This is a genomic window from Murimonas intestini, assembly GCF_024622195.1.
Taxonomy (GTDB): Bacteria; Bacillota; Clostridia; order Lachnospirales; family Lachnospiraceae; genus Murimonas; species Murimonas intestini.
In genome coordinates this window covers 1-20283 of record NZ_JANKBI010000009.1, presented here as the reverse complement: position 1 = coordinate 20283, position 20283 = coordinate 1, and the positions used below count along the sequence as shown (strand labels likewise).

Sequence of the window (20283 nt, the reverse complement as noted above, 5' to 3'; positions counted from 1 at the left end):
GGATCTCACAGACATAAGTCCCGGGAAATCCGCACAGTAATATTAAAGGTATGGGTAGGGATATTTAACAGTTACAGTCAGCTCAGTTCAAACTGTCCTGTGTACAGCTTGTAATAGCGCCCTTTTTGTTCTACCAGCTCGTCATGGCTGCCGCGTTCAGCAATCTCGCCGTTTTCAAGGACGATGATGGCTTTGGCGTTGCGGACCGTGGAGAGTCTGTGGGCGATGACGAAGACAGTACGGCCTTCCATGAGCTTATCCATTCCGGATTCTATCAGTTTTTCGGTATGCGTGTCAATGCTGCTGGTAGCTTCATCCAGAATGAGGACAGGAGGGGAGGCGATAGCTGCCCTTGCTATTGCCAGCAGCTGGCGCTGTCCCTGGCTGAGGCTGGCGCCGTCACCTGTGATGACCGTATCATACCCTTCTGGCAGGCGGCGTATGAAGGAATCTGCATTTGCCAGCCTGGCAGCCTCCACCACCTGTTCCATAGTGGCATTCTGGCGGCTGTAGCGGATATTGTCAGCGATTGTTCCTGTAAACAGATGTGTATCCTGCAGGACCATGCCCAGGGACCGGCGCAGGCTGGCCTTATCAATATCCTGTATGGGTATGCCGTCGTAAGTGACAGACCCTGAGTCGATATCATAGAAACGGTTGATCAGGTTTGTGATAGTAGTCTTGCCGGCGCCTGTGGAGCCGACAAATGCTATTTTCTGCCCGGGTTTTGCATAGAGGCTGACGTCCTTAAGGACAGGGTGGCCGGGAATATAGGAGAAGGTCACATTCTTCAGGCGGACATCCCCTCTGAGCGGTGTGAGCTTTGCAGAGCCGTCGTCTGTCATCTGCTTCCAGGCCCAGAGCCCTGTCCGTTCCTCACATTCAGTCATGACCTGGTTTCCAAGGGGGTCTGTCTCCTGCTTAACTCTCACAAGAACAGCCTTTCCGCGGTTTTCTTCAGGTTCCATTTCCATAAACTCAAATATCCGTTCTGCACCTGAGATGGCAGCCATGACCAGATTGATCTGCTGGGAGAACTGGTTTACAGGCATGGCTATCTGACGGACATAGACAAGATAGGAAGCCAGGCCGCCCAGGTCTATCAGGCCGGCTATGGCGAAGAATGCGCCGACACAGGCTGAGATTGCATAATTAAAATAAGAGATACTGACTACGACAGGTATGATAAGACGGGAAAATGTAAGTGCCTTAGTGCCCGCCTGCTGAAGATTTTCATTTCGCCTGTCGAATTCCTTCAGATTTTCAGCCTCATGGTTAAATATCTTGACTACCTTCTGCCCTTCTATGCTCTCCTCCACAAACCCATTTAGATTTCCCATGTATTTTTGCTGCTGTGAGAAATAAGCGTGGCTTTTTTTGCCGCTGTAGCGGATAAAGAGGAACATGCCGAAAAAACAGAGCAGTACAATGACAGACAGCTGAAAGTTCAGCATGATCAGCACGATAAAGGTGCCTGCGATCAGGATGCTGTTTTGTATCAGGGCCGTGAAGCTGTTGTTCAGTGCATCTGAAAGGGTATCTATATCGTTAGTAAAGCGGCTCATCAGTTCCCCGTGTGTATGGCTGTCAAAGAAAGAGAGTGGGAGAGACTGTACCTTAGAGAACAGAGCGCCGCGGATCTCCTGAATAACCTGCTGGGCGGTTTTAACCATCAGCTGTGTATAGCCGTAGGATGCCAGAGCGCCACAGCCATACATTGCAGCCATAAAAATGATAACACGGATAAGTCCGGGGATATCAGCAGGCACAATGTAATTATTTACGATTGGCTTTAACAGGTAGGTCCCGTAGATATTTGCCAGTGTGCTGACAATAATGAGCAGGAATATGGCCGTGACTGCAGGCAGATGTTTTTTCATATAATGTCCGAGCTGTGCAAGGGTTTTACGCATATTTTTTGGCTTTTTGTATCCGACATGCGGCATCAGGCTTTCGCTCCTTTCTTCTGGGACCAGTACATGTTCTGGTATATTTCATTGTGATCCAGGAGCTGCCGGTGTGTTCCTGTCTCGTTAATATGTCCGTTGTCCATGATCAATATCTGGTCTGCGTGCTGTACAGAAGAAATACGCTGGGAGATAATGATCTTGGTGGTATGTGGAAGATCATGTGCAAGTGCGTGCCGTATCCTGGATTCTGTGGCAGTGTCTACAGCGCTTGTAGAATCATCAAAGATGAGGACCCTTGGCTTTTTCAGGAGTGCCCGTGCGATACACAGCCTCTGCTTCTGACCGCCTGACACATTTACTCCGCCCTGATCCAGCACGGTGTCCAGACCTTGGGGGAGGCGGCTGATGAATTCATCTGCGCAGGCAATACGGCAGGCCCACATCAGCTCTTCGTCTGAGGCAGAACTGTTCCCCCAGAGCAGGTTTTCACGGATGCTGCCGGAGAACAGAGTATTTTTCTGCAGAACCACACCGATGGCATCCCTCAAATGTACAAGGGAATATTCTTTAACATCATGGCCGTCAATTAAGACATGACCTTTTGTCGCTTCATACAGCCTTGGTATGAGCTGGACAAGAGAAGTCTTTGCTGAGCCGGTGGCGCCCAGGATTCCCATGGTCTGTCCTGCGCCCAGATTCAGGCTGATATCTGACAGCACGTATTCAGGGGCATCTTTGTCATATTTAAACCATACATTTTCAAATGTGATATCCCCCCGGGATACTTCAAGTCCTGGCTGCAGATCTTTCACAGTGCCGTCAGGATCACGGGAAACGGAAGCATCTTTAATATCTATAGGTTCATCCAGGACCTCCAGGATACGTTCACAGGAAGTGACGGAACGGGTAAGCATCATGAAGACATTGGAGATCATCATGAGAGAATTCAGAATCTGAAGTACATAGCTTAAAAATCCTGTCAGCTCACCCACCTGCATGGAGGAGGAGATGACCATATTTCCGCCAAACCAGAGGATACATATTATGGTAGAATACATGACGAGCTGGAAACATGGCATATTGAGAGCAGCATAGTGGAATGCGCCTTCAGAAGTTTTTCTGAACCGGGAGTTTACCTCTGCAAATTTTCCACGCTCGTAGTCTTCAGTCACAAAGGATTTAACTACCCGGATGGCGATCAGATTTTCCTGGATCGTGCGGTTGACCTTATCCAGAGCTTTCTGCATCTGGCCGTACATTGGGCCCAGCTTCCTCAGGATGAAGTACAGGAACAGACCCAGGATGGGAATGGCTGCCAGAAATATCAGGGACAGCTTTGGATTCAGGATAACTGTCATAATAAATGCAGCAACCATCATGAAAGGGCCTCTGACAACAGGACGTATCCCGTTACAGATAGCATTCTGGAGCACAGTGACATCATTAGTCAGACGGGTGACAAGGGAAGATGTGCTGAAATGGTCTATGTTTGAAAAAGAATACTCCTGCACTTTCTTGTATTCTGCCCGGCGAAGCTCGGCGCCAAAGCCCATGCCTGCGATAGATCCGAAATGCGCATAGGCGGCTCCAAGTGCCAGGGCTATCAGTGCGCATACTACCATTTCTGCTCCCCGTATGAGTATATAGGAGGTATCCCTGGCAGGGACTCCCACGTCGATGATATCCGCCATGAGTAGCGGTATCACCAGCTCGAAGATACTTTCGAGTATGACACAAATACAGCTGATAATGAGGGGGCGCTTATAATTGCTGAAGTACCCCCAGAATCGTTTTAACAATCCGTATCCCTCCCTTTTTGATTAAGCATGACAGCGTGGTCAGCCATTTTTTCCAGCTGCCTGCTGAGCAGTTCTTTTTCCTCATCGTCCATACCGGCCATCAGCTGTTTCCACCAGCCTCTCACCTCGCGACGGAATATGGGAACCAGCTTCCGTCCCTCTTCAGTCAGATAGACACAGTAAGAACGCTGATCCAGCGGATCACGGTCCCTTAAGATCAGTTTTTTTTCTTCAAGCCTGCGCAGTTCCCTGGTAGCAAGAGATTCATCCAGTGCCAGGATCGTGCACAGCTGTTTCTGGCTCACACCTTCATTCCTGGCAATATACAGAAGAAAGTTGAAAGAAGAAAATCCAAAATCATATTCAGAGAGCAGGCCGCTCATATATTTCTGCTCCTGGCGGTACAGGATCGAGATGTATCTTCCAATAAATGGCTGCATGTAATTCCTCCTTTGACAAGTATACTGACCTTAATGTAAATGTTCAGCAGTCTGTATGATAAAAGATTGACTTGTCAAGTAATAGTATATGCCTGATTAGAAAAAGTTGTCAATACTCTCAGCGTAAAATATTTAAGCGGAGAGTAATAAGTTACTGGTCACGGAGTGAACAGTAACAGTAATAAGCAGGGCGTGGAACTTGATTGAAAGCATGTTGCAAACTAGCCGGGAAATGTGATAGATTTAAGTCAAATAGAGTCCTGTCTTAACAAAAATGGTTAAAAAATATGTGACAATGAGGAGAAAGCATGGTTCAGAAAATAAGATGGAATAATTCAGTAAAAACAAAACAATTTTTATTGCTGCTGGTATTTATACTTGTAAATGTTATTTTTTCAATAGGGGTCTATGAAGGTGCATTCTCTTCAGCGCGGGATGCAATTTATGAGAAGATGAGTGCACAGGCACAATTTTATCTGAGCAGTATCGACACTCAGATATCAAATACAAGAAAGATGCAGACAGACTTTTTTACAGACCGTAAATTAGCTTTTTTAGTTTATCCAAATACAAATATGTCTGATTATGAAAGGCGTGAAGCCCTCCTTACAGAAGAAGAACGGCTTTTGTCGATCAAAAACAGCAATCTGTTTATTGAACAGGCAGACATGTATCTGCCGTATTCTGGTTACAAGATTACTCTGAATGGTGTAAAGAACATTAAGGAAGAAGATTACATAGTTATTGAAGAATACAGCAGATATACACAAAAAAGTATTTATTATAAAGAGGGAGAACTGTTTATGGTATCTCTCGGAAACAATAATTATGTTGCAGATGAGATGCCGGAACAGCTTTTTTTTATCTCATTGAGTATAGATAAGATCCGCGAGAGCCTGGCGGGTTTCAATTCAATTGAAGGAAGCGGTTCTTTTTTGTACAATGAAGAGAATGATATGTTGATAGAAAGCGCAGGCGGTGAATTTTTAGGAGAAGAGATAGTTTCCCAGGTAGATCTCTCAGGAAATATGGATCATAAAATGCAGATCGTTAAAATTGAAAATAAACGCTATCTGACATCCGTTTCAAATTCCGAGTATCTCGGAGAATTTGTCCAGTATTATCCTGATGATGCAGTTTTAAGCCAGCTAAACGTCTATAAAATATATTTGTCTGTTTATATAGCCGGGACTTTAGCTATAGCAGTCTTATTTTCATTTTACACGGAGAAATTTGTACATAGTCCTCTTAAAAAGCTGCTGAGGGCATTTGGAAATGTGAAGGCCGGGAATTTTGATGAGCAGATCGGACACAGGCGTGAAGATGAATTCAGCTATATCTATGATGGGTTTAACCAGATGACAAAACGTATAAAAACGCTTATCGAAGAAGTCTACATATATAAAAACCTGAAACAAAGGGCTGAACTTAAGCAGCTTCAGGCGCAGATCAACCCGCACTTCCTGTATAACAGCTTTTTTGCGCTGAGCCGGAGGGTAAAAAGGGGAGACTTGGAGAATGCGGAAGAATTCGCAAACTATCTTGGTACATATTTCAAATTTCTTACAAGAAATGAGTCAGATGAAGTAGCCTTGGAAAAAGAGGTGGAACATGCGAGAAGTTATACGAATATACAGGCTGTACGTTTTGCAGACAGGATTAAAGTGGAATTTGCCCAGCTTCCGGAAGAGTATTCTGGTTTCCTGGTGCCAAGGCTGATACTTCAGCCAATAATAGAGAATGCCTTTCAGCATGGGCTGGAGAATAAAGAAGGAGAAGGGATACTGCGTATTTTCTTTTCAGAGGATGGACTTTATCTGTATATCCATGTGGAAGATAATGGAGAAGAAGCGGATGAAGAGTATATTAAAAAGATGCAGGAGATCACTGAGAATACAGATGAGCGGGAAGTCACAGGAATACTAAATATACATAAACGGCTTCGGATCTATTTTGAAATGGAGGGCGGTCTGAAGATAGGAAGAAGTGAACTGGGTGGAGTCCATATACAGATCGTGATTCCTAAAAATAAAGGGGGAGAAAATCATTAATAATTTATTGATCGTAGATGATGAACTGGAAATACTTGAATGGCTTAAAGAATTGTTTTGTTATGACTGCGACAGGAAGCTGGATGTCTATGGGGCGAATTCAGGAAAGAAGGCTCTGCAGTTATTAAATGAAGTAAGCTTTGATGTGGTATTGACAGATATTAAGATGCCTGGGATGGACGGAGTTGCTTTGTTCAGAAAAATTAAAGAGAACTGGCCGAAATGCAAAGTGATTTTCCTGACAGGTTACCGGGATTTTGATTACATTTATGAAATAATACAGAATAAGGATGTGCGTTATGTTTTAAAAAGCGAAGGGGATCAGGTGATTATGGATCATGTGCTCCAGGCTTTCGGAGAAATTGACGAGATGCTGGAAATGGAGAGAACCAGGCAGGCTGATCAGGACAGACTGGAAAGAGCCGCAGTATGGCTGAGAAAAGAATTCTTTCAGAGGATCATTTACGGAACAGGGCCTGTTGATATTACACAGGGACAGCTTGAAGAGCTGAAGATTCCATTTAGCCTGGATGTGCCGGTGCTGACCTTTTTATGCAGGATCAATGACGTGCATGTTCCGGGATATGTGGTAAATGAATATGAGATCTTTGAACAGATTTTTGAAATGTTTGAATACTATATGCCGGGGCATCTGTGTGTATATGAACAGATAGTTGAGCCTGGCTATGCAGTGATACTGGTGCAGCCGGCGGCCGCAGATAAGCAGGTCTGCTGGGAGAGGATATTCAGGATAGCGGCTGGTGCCATTGAGTATACTCAGAAAAACAGTGAAAATACATTAAAGCTGAGTACACTTTTTATAATCGGCAGTACAGCTTCCCCGATCAGTGAGCTTGGGAAACGCTATGAAAAACTGAAGACGATCGCTGTTAACCAGAAACGTCTGCCGGAATCAGTTATCATAAAAGAAGATAAGCTGTCTGATCATATGGAAGAGGAGCATGAAAATTACGGATATATGATAAGCCAGATACAGCTGCTGGAATCTTATCTGGAGTTGGGGAAACAAAATGAGTACTACTCATCCCTGCAGGAATTAACGGTATGCCTTATGAAAGATGGAAGCATGCATTCTAATTATTCACTGGAGCTGTACTACAGTATCTCTATGGTCATACTCAGGTTTATAAATAAAAATGATCTGGCACAGCAGATGGCCTTTAAGATTGGGGTGTATAAACTGACCAGGGCGGATGAACATCTCACATGGGAGGAGGCCGCCCGCTATTTATTTCAAATATCTGAAGTTGTATTTACCCTGTTGGAGGCTAGAGAAGAAGAAAGAAACGATAATACTGTAGTGAAGGTACAGGAATACATACGGGAGCATCTGTCAGAGGATCTTACACTGACAAGGCTGGCAGAGATCGGCTGTTTTAACGCATCCTATCTGTCACGCCTGTTTAAACAGGTTTATGGATATAATATTTCTGATTACATAATGAAAATGCGTATTGACCGCGCAAAAGAACTGCTTATTGGAACGGATAATAAAATAAATGAGGTATCTGTCCGGGTTGGATATCTGTCAGCCCATTCCTTTACAAGGACGTTTAAGGCGGCAACAGGCATGTCGCCTCTGGAATACAGGGAAAAGTATGGAAAAGTCTGAAATATGATATTTAAACTATCTAAAAAGTAAAGGATTGATACGGATGTAAAATTTTGCACATAGCTGCACGGACAGGTTGAATCTATAATAGAGATATCAAAAAACCTGTTGATAATAGATGGAGGGATAAACATGAAAAGAAAAGGTTTAAAGTGTATAGCGGCAGCTATGGCAGTGACAATGGGCATTACAGCGGCAGGATGCCAAAAAGAAAGCAGTCCGGCATCCAACCAGACGGATGAGCAAAAGACAGAAGAGACAGTACAGGCAGGAGAGACGGCACAGGCAGCACAGGATGAGTCAGGAGGAGCCCTGGCGGATGAAGAGAATCTTTATGGCTATTCCCAGCCTGTATCTATTAAATTTGGTTTTTCTTATGGGAGTGATTTTAAATACAGGGAAGGGGAATCTGCTGTAAGTAATCCATGGAATGATCTATATCAGGCAAATGGAATCAATGTAGATGTGCTCTACGAGGTAGACGGTACCCAGGCGGTGACAAAGTTTAATAACGCAGTAGCTTCGGGCACTTACCCGGATGTATTTTCTGCAGGGGCTACGGATCTTAAGACTTACGCAAAGACAGGAGTTATTGCGGATATAACGGAAGTGTATGAAAAATATGCTTCTGATGAGTTAAAAGAATACATAAATTCTGACGGCGGTATGGGGCTGTCATCTGCTATGGTTGATGGCAGGCTGTATGGTATCCCTAAAATGGGGAATGGGTACGATAATGTCATGATGATGTTTGTACGTCAGGACTGGCTGGATAAGCTGAACCTGAAAATGCCGGAAACTATGGATGAATTGGTGGAAACAGCCAAAGCTTTCACTGAAATGGATCCGGACGGGAACGGGAAAGCAGATACTTATGGCTTAGGATTTAACGGGAAAAATGTATTTGATATGGTTGGGGGAATACAGGCATTTTTTGAAGGCTATGGTGCGGCCCCGGGTTACTGGAACGGACAGTTTACTTTCATTGAAAAAGAAGGCAAAGTCCTGTGGGGCGGCAATCTGCCTGAAGAAATGAAAGAGGGGCTTACCGTCCTTCAGCAGATGTACAAAGACGGCTCTATACCAAAAGATTTTGGAGTGATGGATTCTAACGCACTTACAGAGGATCTGAGTGCAGGACGCTGCGGCATCTTTTTTGCACCTATGTGGGGCGCCATGGGACCTTCAGCAAATGCAGTAAAAAATGATATAGACGCTCATTTTACTGCCGCGCCTATTCCTGACGGAAATGGAGAAGGCTCCAGCAAAGCGTATTTTGCCAGCAGTGTAGACAATGCATATTACACGGTGAGCAGTAAATGCAGTAACCCTGAAGTATTAATTAAACTGATGAATTTAAGCGTGCAGAAGCTCTGCCATCCAAAAGATGAGGATGAGTTTAAAAAATATTATGTAGATAACGGATATCAGGTATGGAAATATTCACTTACACAGACCACACCCCCTCTTAAGAATTATGATAACTGGAAGAAGGAATCAAAAGCTGTAGAAACCGGAAACACGGACGGCTTAAATACAGAACAGATGTCAGATTATACAAACATGAAAGCTTATCTTGATGCCATGGCAGGCGGCAGCCCGGATTTAGATGACCCCGCATTCCAGGCTGGGATCGGTCTTTATACAGTATTTGGTGACCCGGTTGGAGGATATGCTGCGATCGATAAGATGATTCAGGAAGATGCGTTTAACAAGTCTGTATATAATACAGTCCCCACAGAGACAATGGCGGCCAAATATCCTACACTTAATAAAATGGCTATGGAGACGATTGTGAAGATTATTTCAGGAGATTCTGTGGAAGATTATGATGCTTTCCTTGAGACATGGAATAAATTAGGCGGCGAAGATGTGACAAAGGAAGCTCAGTCGTGGTATGACTCACAAAAATAGAACAGGTGGCAGAGATGAAGAAAAAGAGAGGAAGAGTTTCTACTAATAAACGCAGCCTTACTTATCATTTGATGCTTCTTGTGCCAGCAGTTATAGTGTTTATATATTGTTATGTCCCTATTATGGGAAACATTATGGCTTTTCAGAATTTCTATCCCGGTCTTGGCTTTTTCAAGTCAGACTGGGTAGGGTTGGAAAATTTTAAGATATTGTTTATGATGCCGGATACACTGCCGGCAATACGCAACACTCTTTTGATTGCCGTTGCAAAAATTATCGGGAATTTAATAGTGCCTGTGACGTTTGCACTGCTGCTGAATGAAGTGAGGCTGAGGTGGTTTAAAAGAACAGTTCAGACAATTACGTACCTGCCGTATTTTTTGTCGTGGGTAATCCTTTCCGGTATTTTAATTAATTTTCTTTCACCGGGAAGTACTGCAGACGGGGCAGGGTTCTTCAATTCACTTCTGATGAAGGCAGGTTTTATCAAAGAGCCTGTTTTCTTCCTGGGAAATAAACAAACCTTTCCGGCGACTATAATTATCAGCGATATCTGGAAAAATTTTGGGTTTAATACGATCGTTTACCTGGCTGCATTAACAGGAATCGATCCCGGACTGTATGAAGCAGCCTCAGTAGACGGGGCGGGCCGTTTCAGTCAGACTATCCATATTACGCTGCCGGGAATATCACAGATTATTGTCCTTATGACGATACTTTCTATTGGGAATGTACTTAATGCAGGCTTTGACCAGATATTTAATCTTTACAGTCCTGCAGTATATGAAACAGGTGATATTATTGATACACTGGTGTACCGGCTTGGATTAGTAAATCAGCAGTATTCTCTCTCGGCAGCTGTGGGCCTTTTTAAGTCAGTGGTCTCCATGATTTTGATTGTGGCATCTTACAGGATTGCAGACAAATATGCCGGCTATAAAGTATTTTAGGAGGCATGAGAACACGGCAGGTGCAAAACGGAAAGGGGTTAAGTATGAGGAAAGCTTCTGTGGGCAGGAGAGTATTTGTAATATGCAACTATGTGTTTATAGCTGCCATTACAATAAGCTGTCTTGTACCGATTTTAAATGTTCTGGCCTTATCATTCAGTGATTCACAGGCAATTATTGAGAATAAGGTTGGTCTGATGCCTGTAGATTTTACACTGAAGGCTTATGAATTTGTCATGAAAAGTAATGAATTCTGGACCTCTGTCTGGGTAACTGTAAAGCGTGTGCTCATCGGTGTGCCGGTGAACCTGGTTCTGACAGTTTTAGCTGCTTATCCGCTGTCTAAAAGTGAGCAGCAGTTTAAAAGCAGAAAATTTTATGTGGCATATTTTTTAGTAGTTATGGTCTTCAGCGGCGGATTGATCCCGACCTATTACGTTGTATCCAGAACAGGGCTGATGGATTCTGTCTGGTCCCTGATATTGCCGGGGGCTGTACCGATTTTTAATGTGATACTTGTTATGAATTTTTTTCGCAATCTTCCAAGAGAGCTGGAAGAATCCGCTATGCTGGACGGAGCGGGACAGTGGAAGATCCTTCTGCAGATTTTCCTCCCGCTGTCTAAGCCTTCAATTGCTACGGTTACCCTTTTCAGCCTGGTTAACCACTGGAATTCCTGGTTTGACGGTCTGATTTATTCTAACTTTACCAGTCATTATCCCCTGCAGTCTTATCTGCAGACATTGATTGTAAGTACGAATCAGGCCCTGATGGAAGGGGATCTGAGCCAGATCATGAACAGGATGAGCGTTAATGATACAAATCTGAAAGCGGCACAGATTTTTATCTCAATCATTCCGTTGCTTCTGATATACCCTTTCCTGCAGAAATACTTTACCACAGGCCTTGTCCTGGGAAGCGTGAAGGGGTAGCGTTATGTCTGATTTGATTTTAAATGGTACAGTAGAATACAAAGAGAGTCCGTCCGGGGTAGATAAAGAGAGTCCGCTGTTCGGGTGGCAGCTGAGCTCTGAAAGAAAAGGAGCCGGACAGAGGGCATACCGAATTATGGTTTACAGGGAAGAGGAGCTTGTATGGGACAGCAAGAGGGCAGAAAGTGCGCGAAGCTTTTCCATACCATATGCGGGCGTGCCATTAGAGGAGCAGAGTGTTTATACCTGGCAGGTGCAGTTATGGATGGAGGAAGGCTCCAAACTAGTAAGTCCTGTCTATAGCTTTGAGACAGGCATAAAAGAAGGCTCATGGGTGGGCAGCTGGATCGGCTACAGCAGAAGGGCGGATGGAGTAATGCCGGTTTTCAGGCGCTATTTTACTGTTGCCGGAGCAGTTAAGAGAGCGCGCCTTTATATATGCAGTAAGAATCCGTATGAAATATGGATTAACGGGAAACGGGCCGGGGAGGAATATCTGGAACCAGCCTGGACCTCGTATGAAAAAACATTATTTTATACAGTCTATGATATTACCGGTTATCTGAAGGCTGGTGAAAATGGCCTTGGTATTTTTCTGGGAAACGGAATGGAGCATATAGAAGGCAGGCGTTACGCAAAATTTACGGTCACGGGAGGAGCCCAACAGTTTATAGTTCAGGTGAATATGGAATATGAAAATGGCATTATAGAAAAATGGGGCAGCGATAAGAATTTTCACATGTCCCCCGGACCTGTAACGTATTCCTGTGTCTATGGCGGAGAGGATTATGACGGAAGAAAGGCACTCCCCGGATTTTCTGAAGCACATTATACAGAGGAAGGATGGGAGGAGGCAGCCGTATATGAAAAGCCTGCTGCCAGAATTATCAGCAGGATAAACCCTCCTGTCAGGATCAAAGAAAGGTATCATCCTGTAAGGGTGGTGAAGATATCAGACACTTCTTGTGTCTGTGATTTTGGAACTAATTTTTCCGGCTGGGTAAAGCTGGAAGTCAGAGGAGAGAGGGGATGTACAGTCAGAGTAGTTCCGGGAGAACTGCTTAGGCAAAACGGTGAAGTCAGCCAGGAGTTCACAGGAGAGCCTCATTATTACCAGTATATACTGAGAGGGAACGGGACTGAGACTTTCGTACCGAAATTTACCTTTTATGGTTTGAGGTATGCACAGATAGAAGGGGCCTTGCCTGAGGAATTCGGGGGCGGTCATGGGACAGCCTGCATAACAGGCATTGAGGGGCAGATGCTGTACACAGATATGCAGGCGGCGGGAAATTTTGAATGTTCTGTGCCGCTGTGGAACAGTATCCACCAGATTATCCTCCAGGCTATGAAGAGTAATGCTAAGAGTGTACTAACCGACTGTCCGCACAGAGAGAAGCTTGGCTGGCTGGAGGAGACGCATCTGATGGGACCGTCTCTTATGTACAATTTCCATATGCATGGTTTGTATGAGAAACTGCTGAGCGATATCAGGGATTCACAGTGTGAAAACGGTATGGTACCAAGCATAGCGCCTGAATTTACGGAATTCAGAGACGGGTTCAGAGATTCACCAGAATGGGGAAGCGCCGCTATAGTTGTTCCATGGTATATCTATAAAAAGTATGGAGATATCCATATATTAAGGGAATCATATTCATCTATGGTAAAATACGCAGAATATTTAAACAGCCGTTCAGAATACAATATACTTCATCACGGACTTGGAGACTGGTGTGATTTTGGCATTAATCCGCCATTTTCACAGAATACTCCTATTTCTGTAACTGCCACAGCCGTCTATTATTATGACCTGCTGATCATGGAAAAGGTTTCAAGGCTTCTTGGAAAAAATAAAGACCTGGAAAGATATACAAAACGCCGGGGAAAAGTAAAGGCGGCGTTTAACAGGGAATTTCTTGATAAGCAGGGACAGCGCTATGTAAATGGCAGCCAGACAGCAAACGCTATGGCTTTGTATCTGGAGATCCCGGAACCGGATTACTCGGAGGGAGTCTTGGACTGTCTCATAAAGGATATACGCATACGTAATAACCATACGACAGGAGGTGATGTCGGATTTCCATTTATACTGCGCGCGCTGGCAAAACACAGAATGGACGGCATAGTGTCGGATATGGCTGTGCGGACAGATAATCCCAGCTATGGTTTTCAGGTCGTCAATGGGGCAACGTCTCTCTGTGAAGAGTGGGATGGAAATATGCCCGGTAAATGCAAGAATTCCCAGAACCATTTCATGATGGGAAGTATTGAGGAATGGTTTTATGGAAGTCTGGCAGGTTTTAAAAAGATGGACTTTGATACAGCAGTACCTGTTCTCCATCTGGAACCATTTTTTGACAGAAAAGCTGAGTGGGTAAATGCCTGGCATGAAGTCCTTCAGGGCAGGGTGAGGGTCCGCTGGGAGCGGAGAGAAGGAAATATAGAGCTGAAACTGAGTATTCCGGCTAATCTTAGAGTAAAGCTGGTGCTGAGACAAACAGAGAATACACAATTAACAGAATCTCATGCTCCATTAGCAGAAAATCACAGTATCCTGAGCTGGAGGGAAAATGAGCAGGACGTGATTTTGTATCTTGACAGCGGGAGTTATGATTTTGAGATACAGGAATCTTAAATTTATCCTGAAAGCAGATAAAAATTGCTTTGGAATGGGCATAGGCCTTTTCCAGAGCAATTTTGTTATTTCAAATCAAAAGTGTAATGAAGTAATAGACTACTTCAAAAATCCCGCAGAGCACCATAACCTTTACAGGGCTCATTTTTGTCTTCCGCAGGAGCAGGAAGGCTGCCAGAAAGTACAAGATTGAGCGCACAGAAATATTGGAGGCCTGAAGATCCACTGCTCCGTTAAAGAAAAAGGCGGAGATCAGGACAGTGACGCCGGCAGTGGCTATCATGGCCACTACTGCGGGGCGGAGCATTCCGAGCACTCCCTGAAGCATCGCCATCTTCCTGTATTTCATATAGAGCCAGGCGAGCAGTGTTACCAGGATACATGATGGCAGGATACAGCCAAGGGTGGCTGTGACGGCGCCTCCAAGTCCGGCTATCTTCAGACCCACAAAGGTCGCGGAGTTCACGGCGATAGGCCCGGGCGTCATCTGGGAAATTGTGATCAGATCGGTAAATTCAGCCGCGGTTAGCCATCCGTGCAGATTTACTACCTGATCCTGGATCAGGGGCATAGCCGCGTAGCCGCCTCCGAAGCTGAAAGCGCCTATCTGTAGAAAGCTTAAGAAAAGCTGCAGGTATATCATGAAGCAGCCCCCCTTTTCTGATTAATAAGTGTCGTAATCACACCAAGCACGGCTACGGTTATGATGATCAGGACTACATTCACATTCAGCCAGTAATTGGCGATAAAGCTGGCAAACATGATAATGATGGGCAGAACCTTCTTTTCCTTAAAAACACCGCTGCCCATATCCCAGACAACAGACGCTATCACTGCGCCCACGCCTGAACGCATCCCGTACAGCATGGCAGAGATCACGGCATTGGAAGAAAAAGCCTCATAACAAAATGAGATGGCAGAGAGGATCACCATAGGCGGCAGGATCGCTCCCAGTACGGACACAAGGATACCGGGGATCCCGGCAAGCTTGTAACCGATCACGATGGCGCCGTTCACTGCGATAGCGCCCGGAGCAGACTGGGCGATAGCCACCAGGTCCAGCATTTCCTCTTCTTCGATCCAGTGGAGCTTATCCACAAATTTATCCTTTAGGAGGGTCACGATGACATAGCCGCCTCCAAAGGTAAAGGTACTTAAATACAGGGTGGAGAAAAACAGTTTCCCCAATACATTTTTTTTATTCTCCAAAATATCACCTCCGCATATCAGTATACGGCCACTTGATATATAAGTAAAATAGTATTATATTATATAATATATAAGAAAAATATTATGCAACTGTGAAGGTACCTGACAGTTAGAATATTATGAATCGTACATCCTGGAGCATGTCTGAAAATTATTCCGGGTGATAAGTTATGGAGGGTGAATTATGACTTTGCGTCATCTGCGTATTTTTGTGACAGTTTATCAGGAGCTGAGTATGACGAAGGCATCGAAAAAGCTCCATCTGGCTCAGCCTTCAGTCAGCCTGGCTGTAAAAGAGCTGGAGCAGTATTATGGAATCTGCCTGTTTGACAGGATTTCCAGGAGGCTGTATCCGACACAGGAGGGTGAAATGCTCTATGATTATGCGCTGCATATTGTCTCGCTGTTTGATGAGATGGAGGAGAATATCAGCGATAAGGGGAAGTCAGGAATCATCAGGGCAGGCGCCAGCGTCACCATCGGCAATTTCCTGATGCCAGGGCTGGTGGACAGATTCACTGCCGAATATCCAGAGGTCAGGGTGCAGGTGACAGTGAATAATTCAGAATTCCTGGAGACGGCAGTTTTAAATAACCAGCTTGATTTTGCGTTGACTGAGGGGCGTATAGAGCATCCTCAGATAATAAGGGAAGCTTTTCTGGAGGACTCTATCTGCTTTATATGCCATCCTGCCCACCCGCTCACCCAAAAAGCAGAGGGGGAGATCAGCTTTGACATGCTCGCTGACTGTCCGTTTGTACTCAGAGAGAGGGGCAGCGCAGGGCGTGAGATTGTAGAAGAAGCTATGAAATACAGGCAGCGCCGTCTGAATATTGTGTGGGAGAGCCTGAGCACCCAGGCTATTGTGAGGGCCGTGGCGAAAAATATCGGGCTGTCAGCCCTGCCGTACATGCTGGTGGAGAAGGATATACAGGAGGGTAGAGTAGCCAGGATCCCGTTCGATATGCCTGCCCTGCACCGGGAGTTTGCAGTTATCTGCCATCAGAATAAATACCTTTCTGCCGGCGCAAGAGAATTTATAAGAATGGCCAAGGAATATACCGTGGAGTACCCTGAGGGATGCCAGGAGGATATACCCCGGGAAGGCTCATCTAATACATGTAAAGCAGGGGGAAAAGAGAATGGGAAAAGGTGATGCAGGAAGAGGAAAGATCCCACGGTTCAGGGACTGGTCTATCAGAAAGAAATTTATGATGAGCTGTCTGCCGGTCATGGTGATTTTGGTGGCGGCAATTCTTATTATATCATATCAGATGCTGTACAACTCCAACATAACAAAGACAGAGGAGATAGCCAGGGACGAATGTGAGATGATAGGCATCCGTCTGGAATCAATGAGAGAAAATGTGGATACCTGTTCCAATATGCTGGCCCAGAATATCAACAGAGTATACTCAGATGTAAATGTGGAAAATGTAGACCAGATTGCTTTTATAGATATCAAAAATGATATTTACACGGCCCTGGATTATGCGCTGCGCTGCTTTCCCGATGTGAGTTCTCTTGTGTTTATTGATAAGAAGGCAAATATGTCAAGTGCCGGCACCAGGGGGACTCTGGATTATGAAGAGCTGCGGGCGGACTATCTGGATCAGATCCCGGATAAAGGAATGGCGGTTACCATGCAGTTCCCTATGGGAGACGGGAGCTGTTTTTTGGCAGATTCCCCCACGCTGACCTTCGGAAAGCGGATCATCAGCATGAGTAACGGTAAAATACTGGGCTATATCCTTATCAATATTTCTGAGGAAAGGCTTTCTTCCGTATTTCCTGAGCAGGAAGAAGAAGTGGTTGCCAGGGACTATTTTCTTGTGGATGGGGAAGGGATAGTGAATGTCTCCAGGCAGAAGGAACGTCTCCTGAAGAAAGTGGATAATGAAGAGATCATGGCATTCTTAGCAAAAGGTGCGGAGGGGAATGGCGCACAGAGCGGCGGTGCGGCAGGCAGTATTGTGACGGACAGCGGGAAACTGACGGTAAATGGAGAAAAAGCGCTTGTCCTGAAGGAAGCGATACCGGGTTTTGGCTTTACACTTGTCAGTTCCATATCTATCTTTGATCTGACAAGGGATATCAGGGCCACAGCCCAGGTGATCTTTATACTGGGGGCGGCCGGCATTGTCCTGGCGCTGTATCTGACTGTGATTCTTTCAAAAAGAATCTCAAAACCTGTGCAGGAGCTGACTATTGCAGCTGAGAAGCTGCAGAACGGGGATTTCAGTGTCCGCTGTCCGGCAGTATCAGAGGAGGAGGTGGGGGTTCTGGCCAGAACCTTCAATGTCATGGCTTACAAGGTAGACTGCCTTTTAAAGGAGGTAGAGACGGAGCAGCGCCGGAAAAGGGAATATGAGCTGGCCCTGATACAGGCTCAGGTGAAACCACATTTTCTGTATAATACACTGGACCTTATTTATGTATTCTGTCAGAGCGGTATGTCAAAAGAAGGCGCCAGAATGACAAAATACCTGGCAGATTTCTACAGGGTCAGCCTGAGCAGCGGCAGGGAGATCGTGACTGTGCAGGAGGAAATAAAAAATGTGGAAGGGTATCTTTCCATTCAGAGAGAGCGTTACTGTGACCTCATGGATTTCTCAGTTGAATGTGAACAGGAGATCAGGGCTTATCCGATAGTAAAAATGACTCTGCAGCCGCTGGTGGAAAATGCGATCTACCATGGCCTGAAGGAGCAGCAGAAGCCCGGAACTGTCCGGGTGAGAGGATACCAGGAAGGAAATATGCTGGTATTTATGGTAGAAGATGACGGTGCAGGGATGACGAAGGAGCGTTTGGAGGAAGTTCTTTCCCGGGAGGAAGCAAAGAATCATTTTGGCCTGAGAAGTGTTATAGAGAGGATCAGCCTCTATTATGGAAAATCAGGCTCTGTGGAAGTAGAAAGCAGGCCTGGCAGGGGGACAAGGGTGACTGTGCGGGTGCCGCAGAAAATGGAGGAGAAGCCATGCTGAATGTGTTAATAGCAGATGATGAGATGCATTTTAGAAACTATATGAATTGGGTCCTGGACTGGGAGAGCCTGGGAATGAGGATCTGTGCATCCTGCAAAAATGGAGAGGAAGTTTTAAAAGCTGTGCAGGAGGAGCATGTACATATTGCCCTTCTGGATATTAATATGCCGGGGATGGACGGGCTGACACTGGCAGAGAGGCTGAAGCAGGAAGATCAGGAGCTGCTTGTCGTATTTGTGACGGGATATTCGGAATTTGAATATGCCAGAAGAGCTGTGAAGATGGGGGCGGATGAATATATACTCAAGCCCTTTTCACCAGAAGAGCTTATGGAAGTGATGGGAAAGCTCCGACTCAAGCTTTTGAAGCGCCAGGAGGAGGACGAGCAGAAGAAGATTGATCATGCCATAGTCAGGGATGAGCTTTTAAAGCGGCTGATCCGGCTTGAAACGGGAGAGAGCCAGGGTGAGCTGTCGGGCATGCTTGAAAACCTGGGGGTATGTTTTCCAGGCAATTCTTTTCTTGTAAGCGTGATGGAGATCGATAATATATATCAGATGAGAAAAAATCAGGAGGATATCTCCCTGCACAAATTCTGCATAAAGAATATGGCGGAGGAGGTGCTGGAAGGAAAGGGCAGAGCGCATCTTATCTTTTCAGAATATGAGGACAGGATGGTCTCCATTTTTAATTATGATGAAGGATTTCCGCTGGAAGAGGAGGTGTTTCCGGCCTGGGAGAAGCTTCTGGTCCTGCTGGAAGAATTCTTTTCTTTTACAGTCACCATCGGGATGGGATGCACGAAAAAGGGCGGCGGACAGATTGCGCAGGCATACCAGGATGCAAGAAAAGCCCTTGGGGAGAAGTTTCTTCTGGGAACAGGGCGCAGTATCCTTTATGATAAAGAGAGAGGAAAGAGGACGTCAGCGGACTATTACAGGGCGGAATTAAATGACAGGCTGCTCCATGCACTCAGAAAACAGGATAAAGCAGAGGTCTGCACTGTCCTTGGGGAGATGGCGGCCACTGTCAAGGAAAGGCATCTGGCCCAGGATTACGCCTGCATGGCTATGAGCGGCATGATGTCTATCTGCCTGTCATATATCCTGGAAATGAACGGAAATATAGAAGAAATCTATGGAAAGGGTTTCCAGCCTTATACTAACCTGTATAACCAGCCGTCTCTGGATGAAGGGATAGCCTTTTTAAAAGAAAGCTTGGAAAAGGCGATGGATGCATTTAAAAATACATATTCCAGGAGGGGGATAGAGATCTCCGGACAGGTGGAAGAATATATACAGGAGCATTTTTCAGATCCGGAGCTGACTGTGGAGGATGTAGCCGCGGGGGTCTATCTGGACAGCAGTTATATCCGGAGGGTCGTATCCCGCCAGCTGGGGTGCACTGTATCAGATCTCATCTTAAGGGTACGCATGAATGAGGCCAAAAAGCTGTTAGATAAAGGAGATGTGACAGTATCTCAGGCAGCTGAGCTTGTAGGGTTCGGGGAACCGGGGTATTTCAGCAAATGCTTCAAAAAGAGTTTCGGAGTCTCGCCCAAGGCTTATCGGGAAAAATGAATTTCTATCTTTCTGTGGTGGATGCCCAGCTCAAATCTGAGTCAGATAATCCATCTATAGGACTAATTCTATGCAGGAAATACCTGGATAATGTAGAATAAAAATTATAGAAACCGTCTGCAAAATTCCTGTTTAATGGAGTAACAGGACGCTTTGCGCGGAAGGAAGTGAGCCGTCAGGAAGGGGAGCGGTGGGGTTCGTTGTTCTGTCCGACCGCTGCGGAGTGAAAATCTAAGGCTCCGT

General features: G+C 45.4%; 15 protein-coding genes. 10 read left to right on the top strand and 5 right to left on the bottom strand.

Annotation, left to right across the window (positions count from 1 at the left end):
* Positions 1-77: 77 nt before the first annotated feature.
* The 3 genes from NSB28_RS13635 to NSB28_RS13625 are packed head-to-tail and all read right to left on the bottom strand — an operon-like array spanning position 78 to position 4149.
* On the bottom strand, positions 78-1949 hold the full coding sequence (locus NSB28_RS13635; RefSeq protein WP_455565430.1) for an ABC transporter ATP-binding protein: 1872 nt from the start codon (positions 1947-1949) through the stop codon (positions 78-80).
* Positions 1946-3709 (bottom strand): ABC transporter ATP-binding protein, encoded by a 1764-nt coding sequence (locus NSB28_RS13630; protein ID WP_109747450.1) that lies wholly within the window; start codon positions 3707-3709, stop codon positions 1946-1948. The genes NSB28_RS13635 and NSB28_RS13630 overlap by 4 nt, the downstream gene beginning before the upstream one ends.
* Entirely contained in the window at positions 3703-4149 is a 447-nt protein-coding gene (locus NSB28_RS13625; protein WP_109747451.1) for a MarR family winged helix-turn-helix transcriptional regulator, read from the bottom strand. Before NSB28_RS13625 ends, NSB28_RS13630 begins: the two co-directional genes overlap by 7 nt.
* 308 nt (positions 4150-4457) lie before the next feature.
* On the opposite strand from NSB28_RS13625, the gene NSB28_RS13620 reads away from it, so the two are divergent.
* The 6 genes from NSB28_RS13620 (at position 4458) to NSB28_RS13595 (ending at position 14267) form a co-directional block, all read left to right on the top strand.
* Positions 4458-6200 (top strand): sensor histidine kinase, encoded by a 1743-nt coding sequence (locus NSB28_RS13620; protein ID WP_109747452.1) that lies wholly within the window; start codon positions 4458-4460, stop codon positions 6198-6200.
* Positions 6201-6207: 7 nt separating this feature from the next.
* Complete coding sequence (locus tag NSB28_RS13615; RefSeq protein WP_109747453.1) at positions 6208-7833, top strand: response regulator; 1626 nt, start codon at positions 6208-6210, stop codon at positions 7831-7833.
* Between the two features lie 132 nt (positions 7834-7965).
* Entirely contained in the window at positions 7966-9747 is a 1782-nt protein-coding gene (locus NSB28_RS13610) for a type 2 periplasmic-binding domain-containing protein (RefSeq protein ID WP_109747454.1), read from the top strand.
* A 14-nt stretch (positions 9748-9761) separates the two neighbouring features.
* Positions 9762-10697: an ABC transporter permease gene (locus NSB28_RS13605; protein ID WP_109747455.1), complete on the top strand. Its 936-nt coding sequence runs from the start codon at positions 9762-9764 to the stop codon at positions 10695-10697.
* Between the two features lie 44 nt (positions 10698-10741).
* Positions 10742-11629: a carbohydrate ABC transporter permease gene (locus NSB28_RS13600; protein WP_109747473.1), complete on the top strand. Its 888-nt coding sequence runs from the start codon at positions 10742-10744 to the stop codon at positions 11627-11629.
* 4 nt (positions 11630-11633) lie between these two features.
* Positions 11634-14267, top strand: coding sequence for a family 78 glycoside hydrolase catalytic domain (locus NSB28_RS13595; protein WP_109747456.1), 2634 nt, complete (start codon positions 11634-11636; stop codon positions 14265-14267).
* A gap of 70 nt (positions 14268-14337) precedes the next feature.
* Here the strand turns inward: NSB28_RS13595 and NSB28_RS13590 are convergent, their stop codons facing one another.
* Positions 14338-14910 (bottom strand): chromate transporter, encoded by a 573-nt coding sequence (locus NSB28_RS13590; protein WP_109747457.1) that lies wholly within the window; start codon positions 14908-14910, stop codon positions 14338-14340.
* Positions 14907-15476 (bottom strand): chromate transporter, encoded by a 570-nt coding sequence (locus NSB28_RS13585; RefSeq protein ID WP_109747458.1) that lies wholly within the window; start codon positions 15474-15476, stop codon positions 14907-14909. The genes NSB28_RS13590 and NSB28_RS13585 overlap by 4 nt, the downstream gene beginning before the upstream one ends.
* A 184-nt stretch (positions 15477-15660) precedes the next feature.
* On the opposite strand from NSB28_RS13585, the gene NSB28_RS13580 reads away from it, so the two are divergent.
* Genes NSB28_RS13580 through NSB28_RS25145 form a run of 4 tightly spaced genes read left to right on the top strand, consistent with a single transcriptional unit; the run spans position 15661 to position 20141 of the window.
* Positions 15661-16632 carry a LysR family transcriptional regulator gene (locus NSB28_RS13580; protein WP_109747459.1) on the top strand — a complete coding sequence of 324 codons (972 nt, stop codon included), beginning with the start codon at positions 15661-15663 and terminating at the stop codon, positions 16630-16632.
* Positions 16619-18460: a sensor histidine kinase gene (locus NSB28_RS13575; RefSeq protein ID WP_109747460.1), complete on the top strand. Its 1842-nt coding sequence runs from the start codon at positions 16619-16621 to the stop codon at positions 18458-18460. Before NSB28_RS13580 ends, NSB28_RS13575 begins: the two co-directional genes overlap by 14 nt.
* Complete coding sequence (locus tag NSB28_RS13570) at positions 18454-20040, top strand: response regulator (protein ID WP_109747461.1); 1587 nt, start codon at positions 18454-18456, stop codon at positions 20038-20040. The genes NSB28_RS13575 and NSB28_RS13570 overlap by 7 nt, the downstream gene beginning before the upstream one ends.
* Positions 19989-20141, top strand: coding sequence for a PDDEXK nuclease domain-containing protein (locus NSB28_RS25145; protein ID WP_109747462.1), 153 nt, complete (start codon positions 19989-19991; stop codon positions 20139-20141). Before NSB28_RS13570 ends, NSB28_RS25145 begins: the two co-directional genes overlap by 52 nt.
* The last annotated feature ends 142 nt before the right edge of the window (positions 20142-20283 follow it).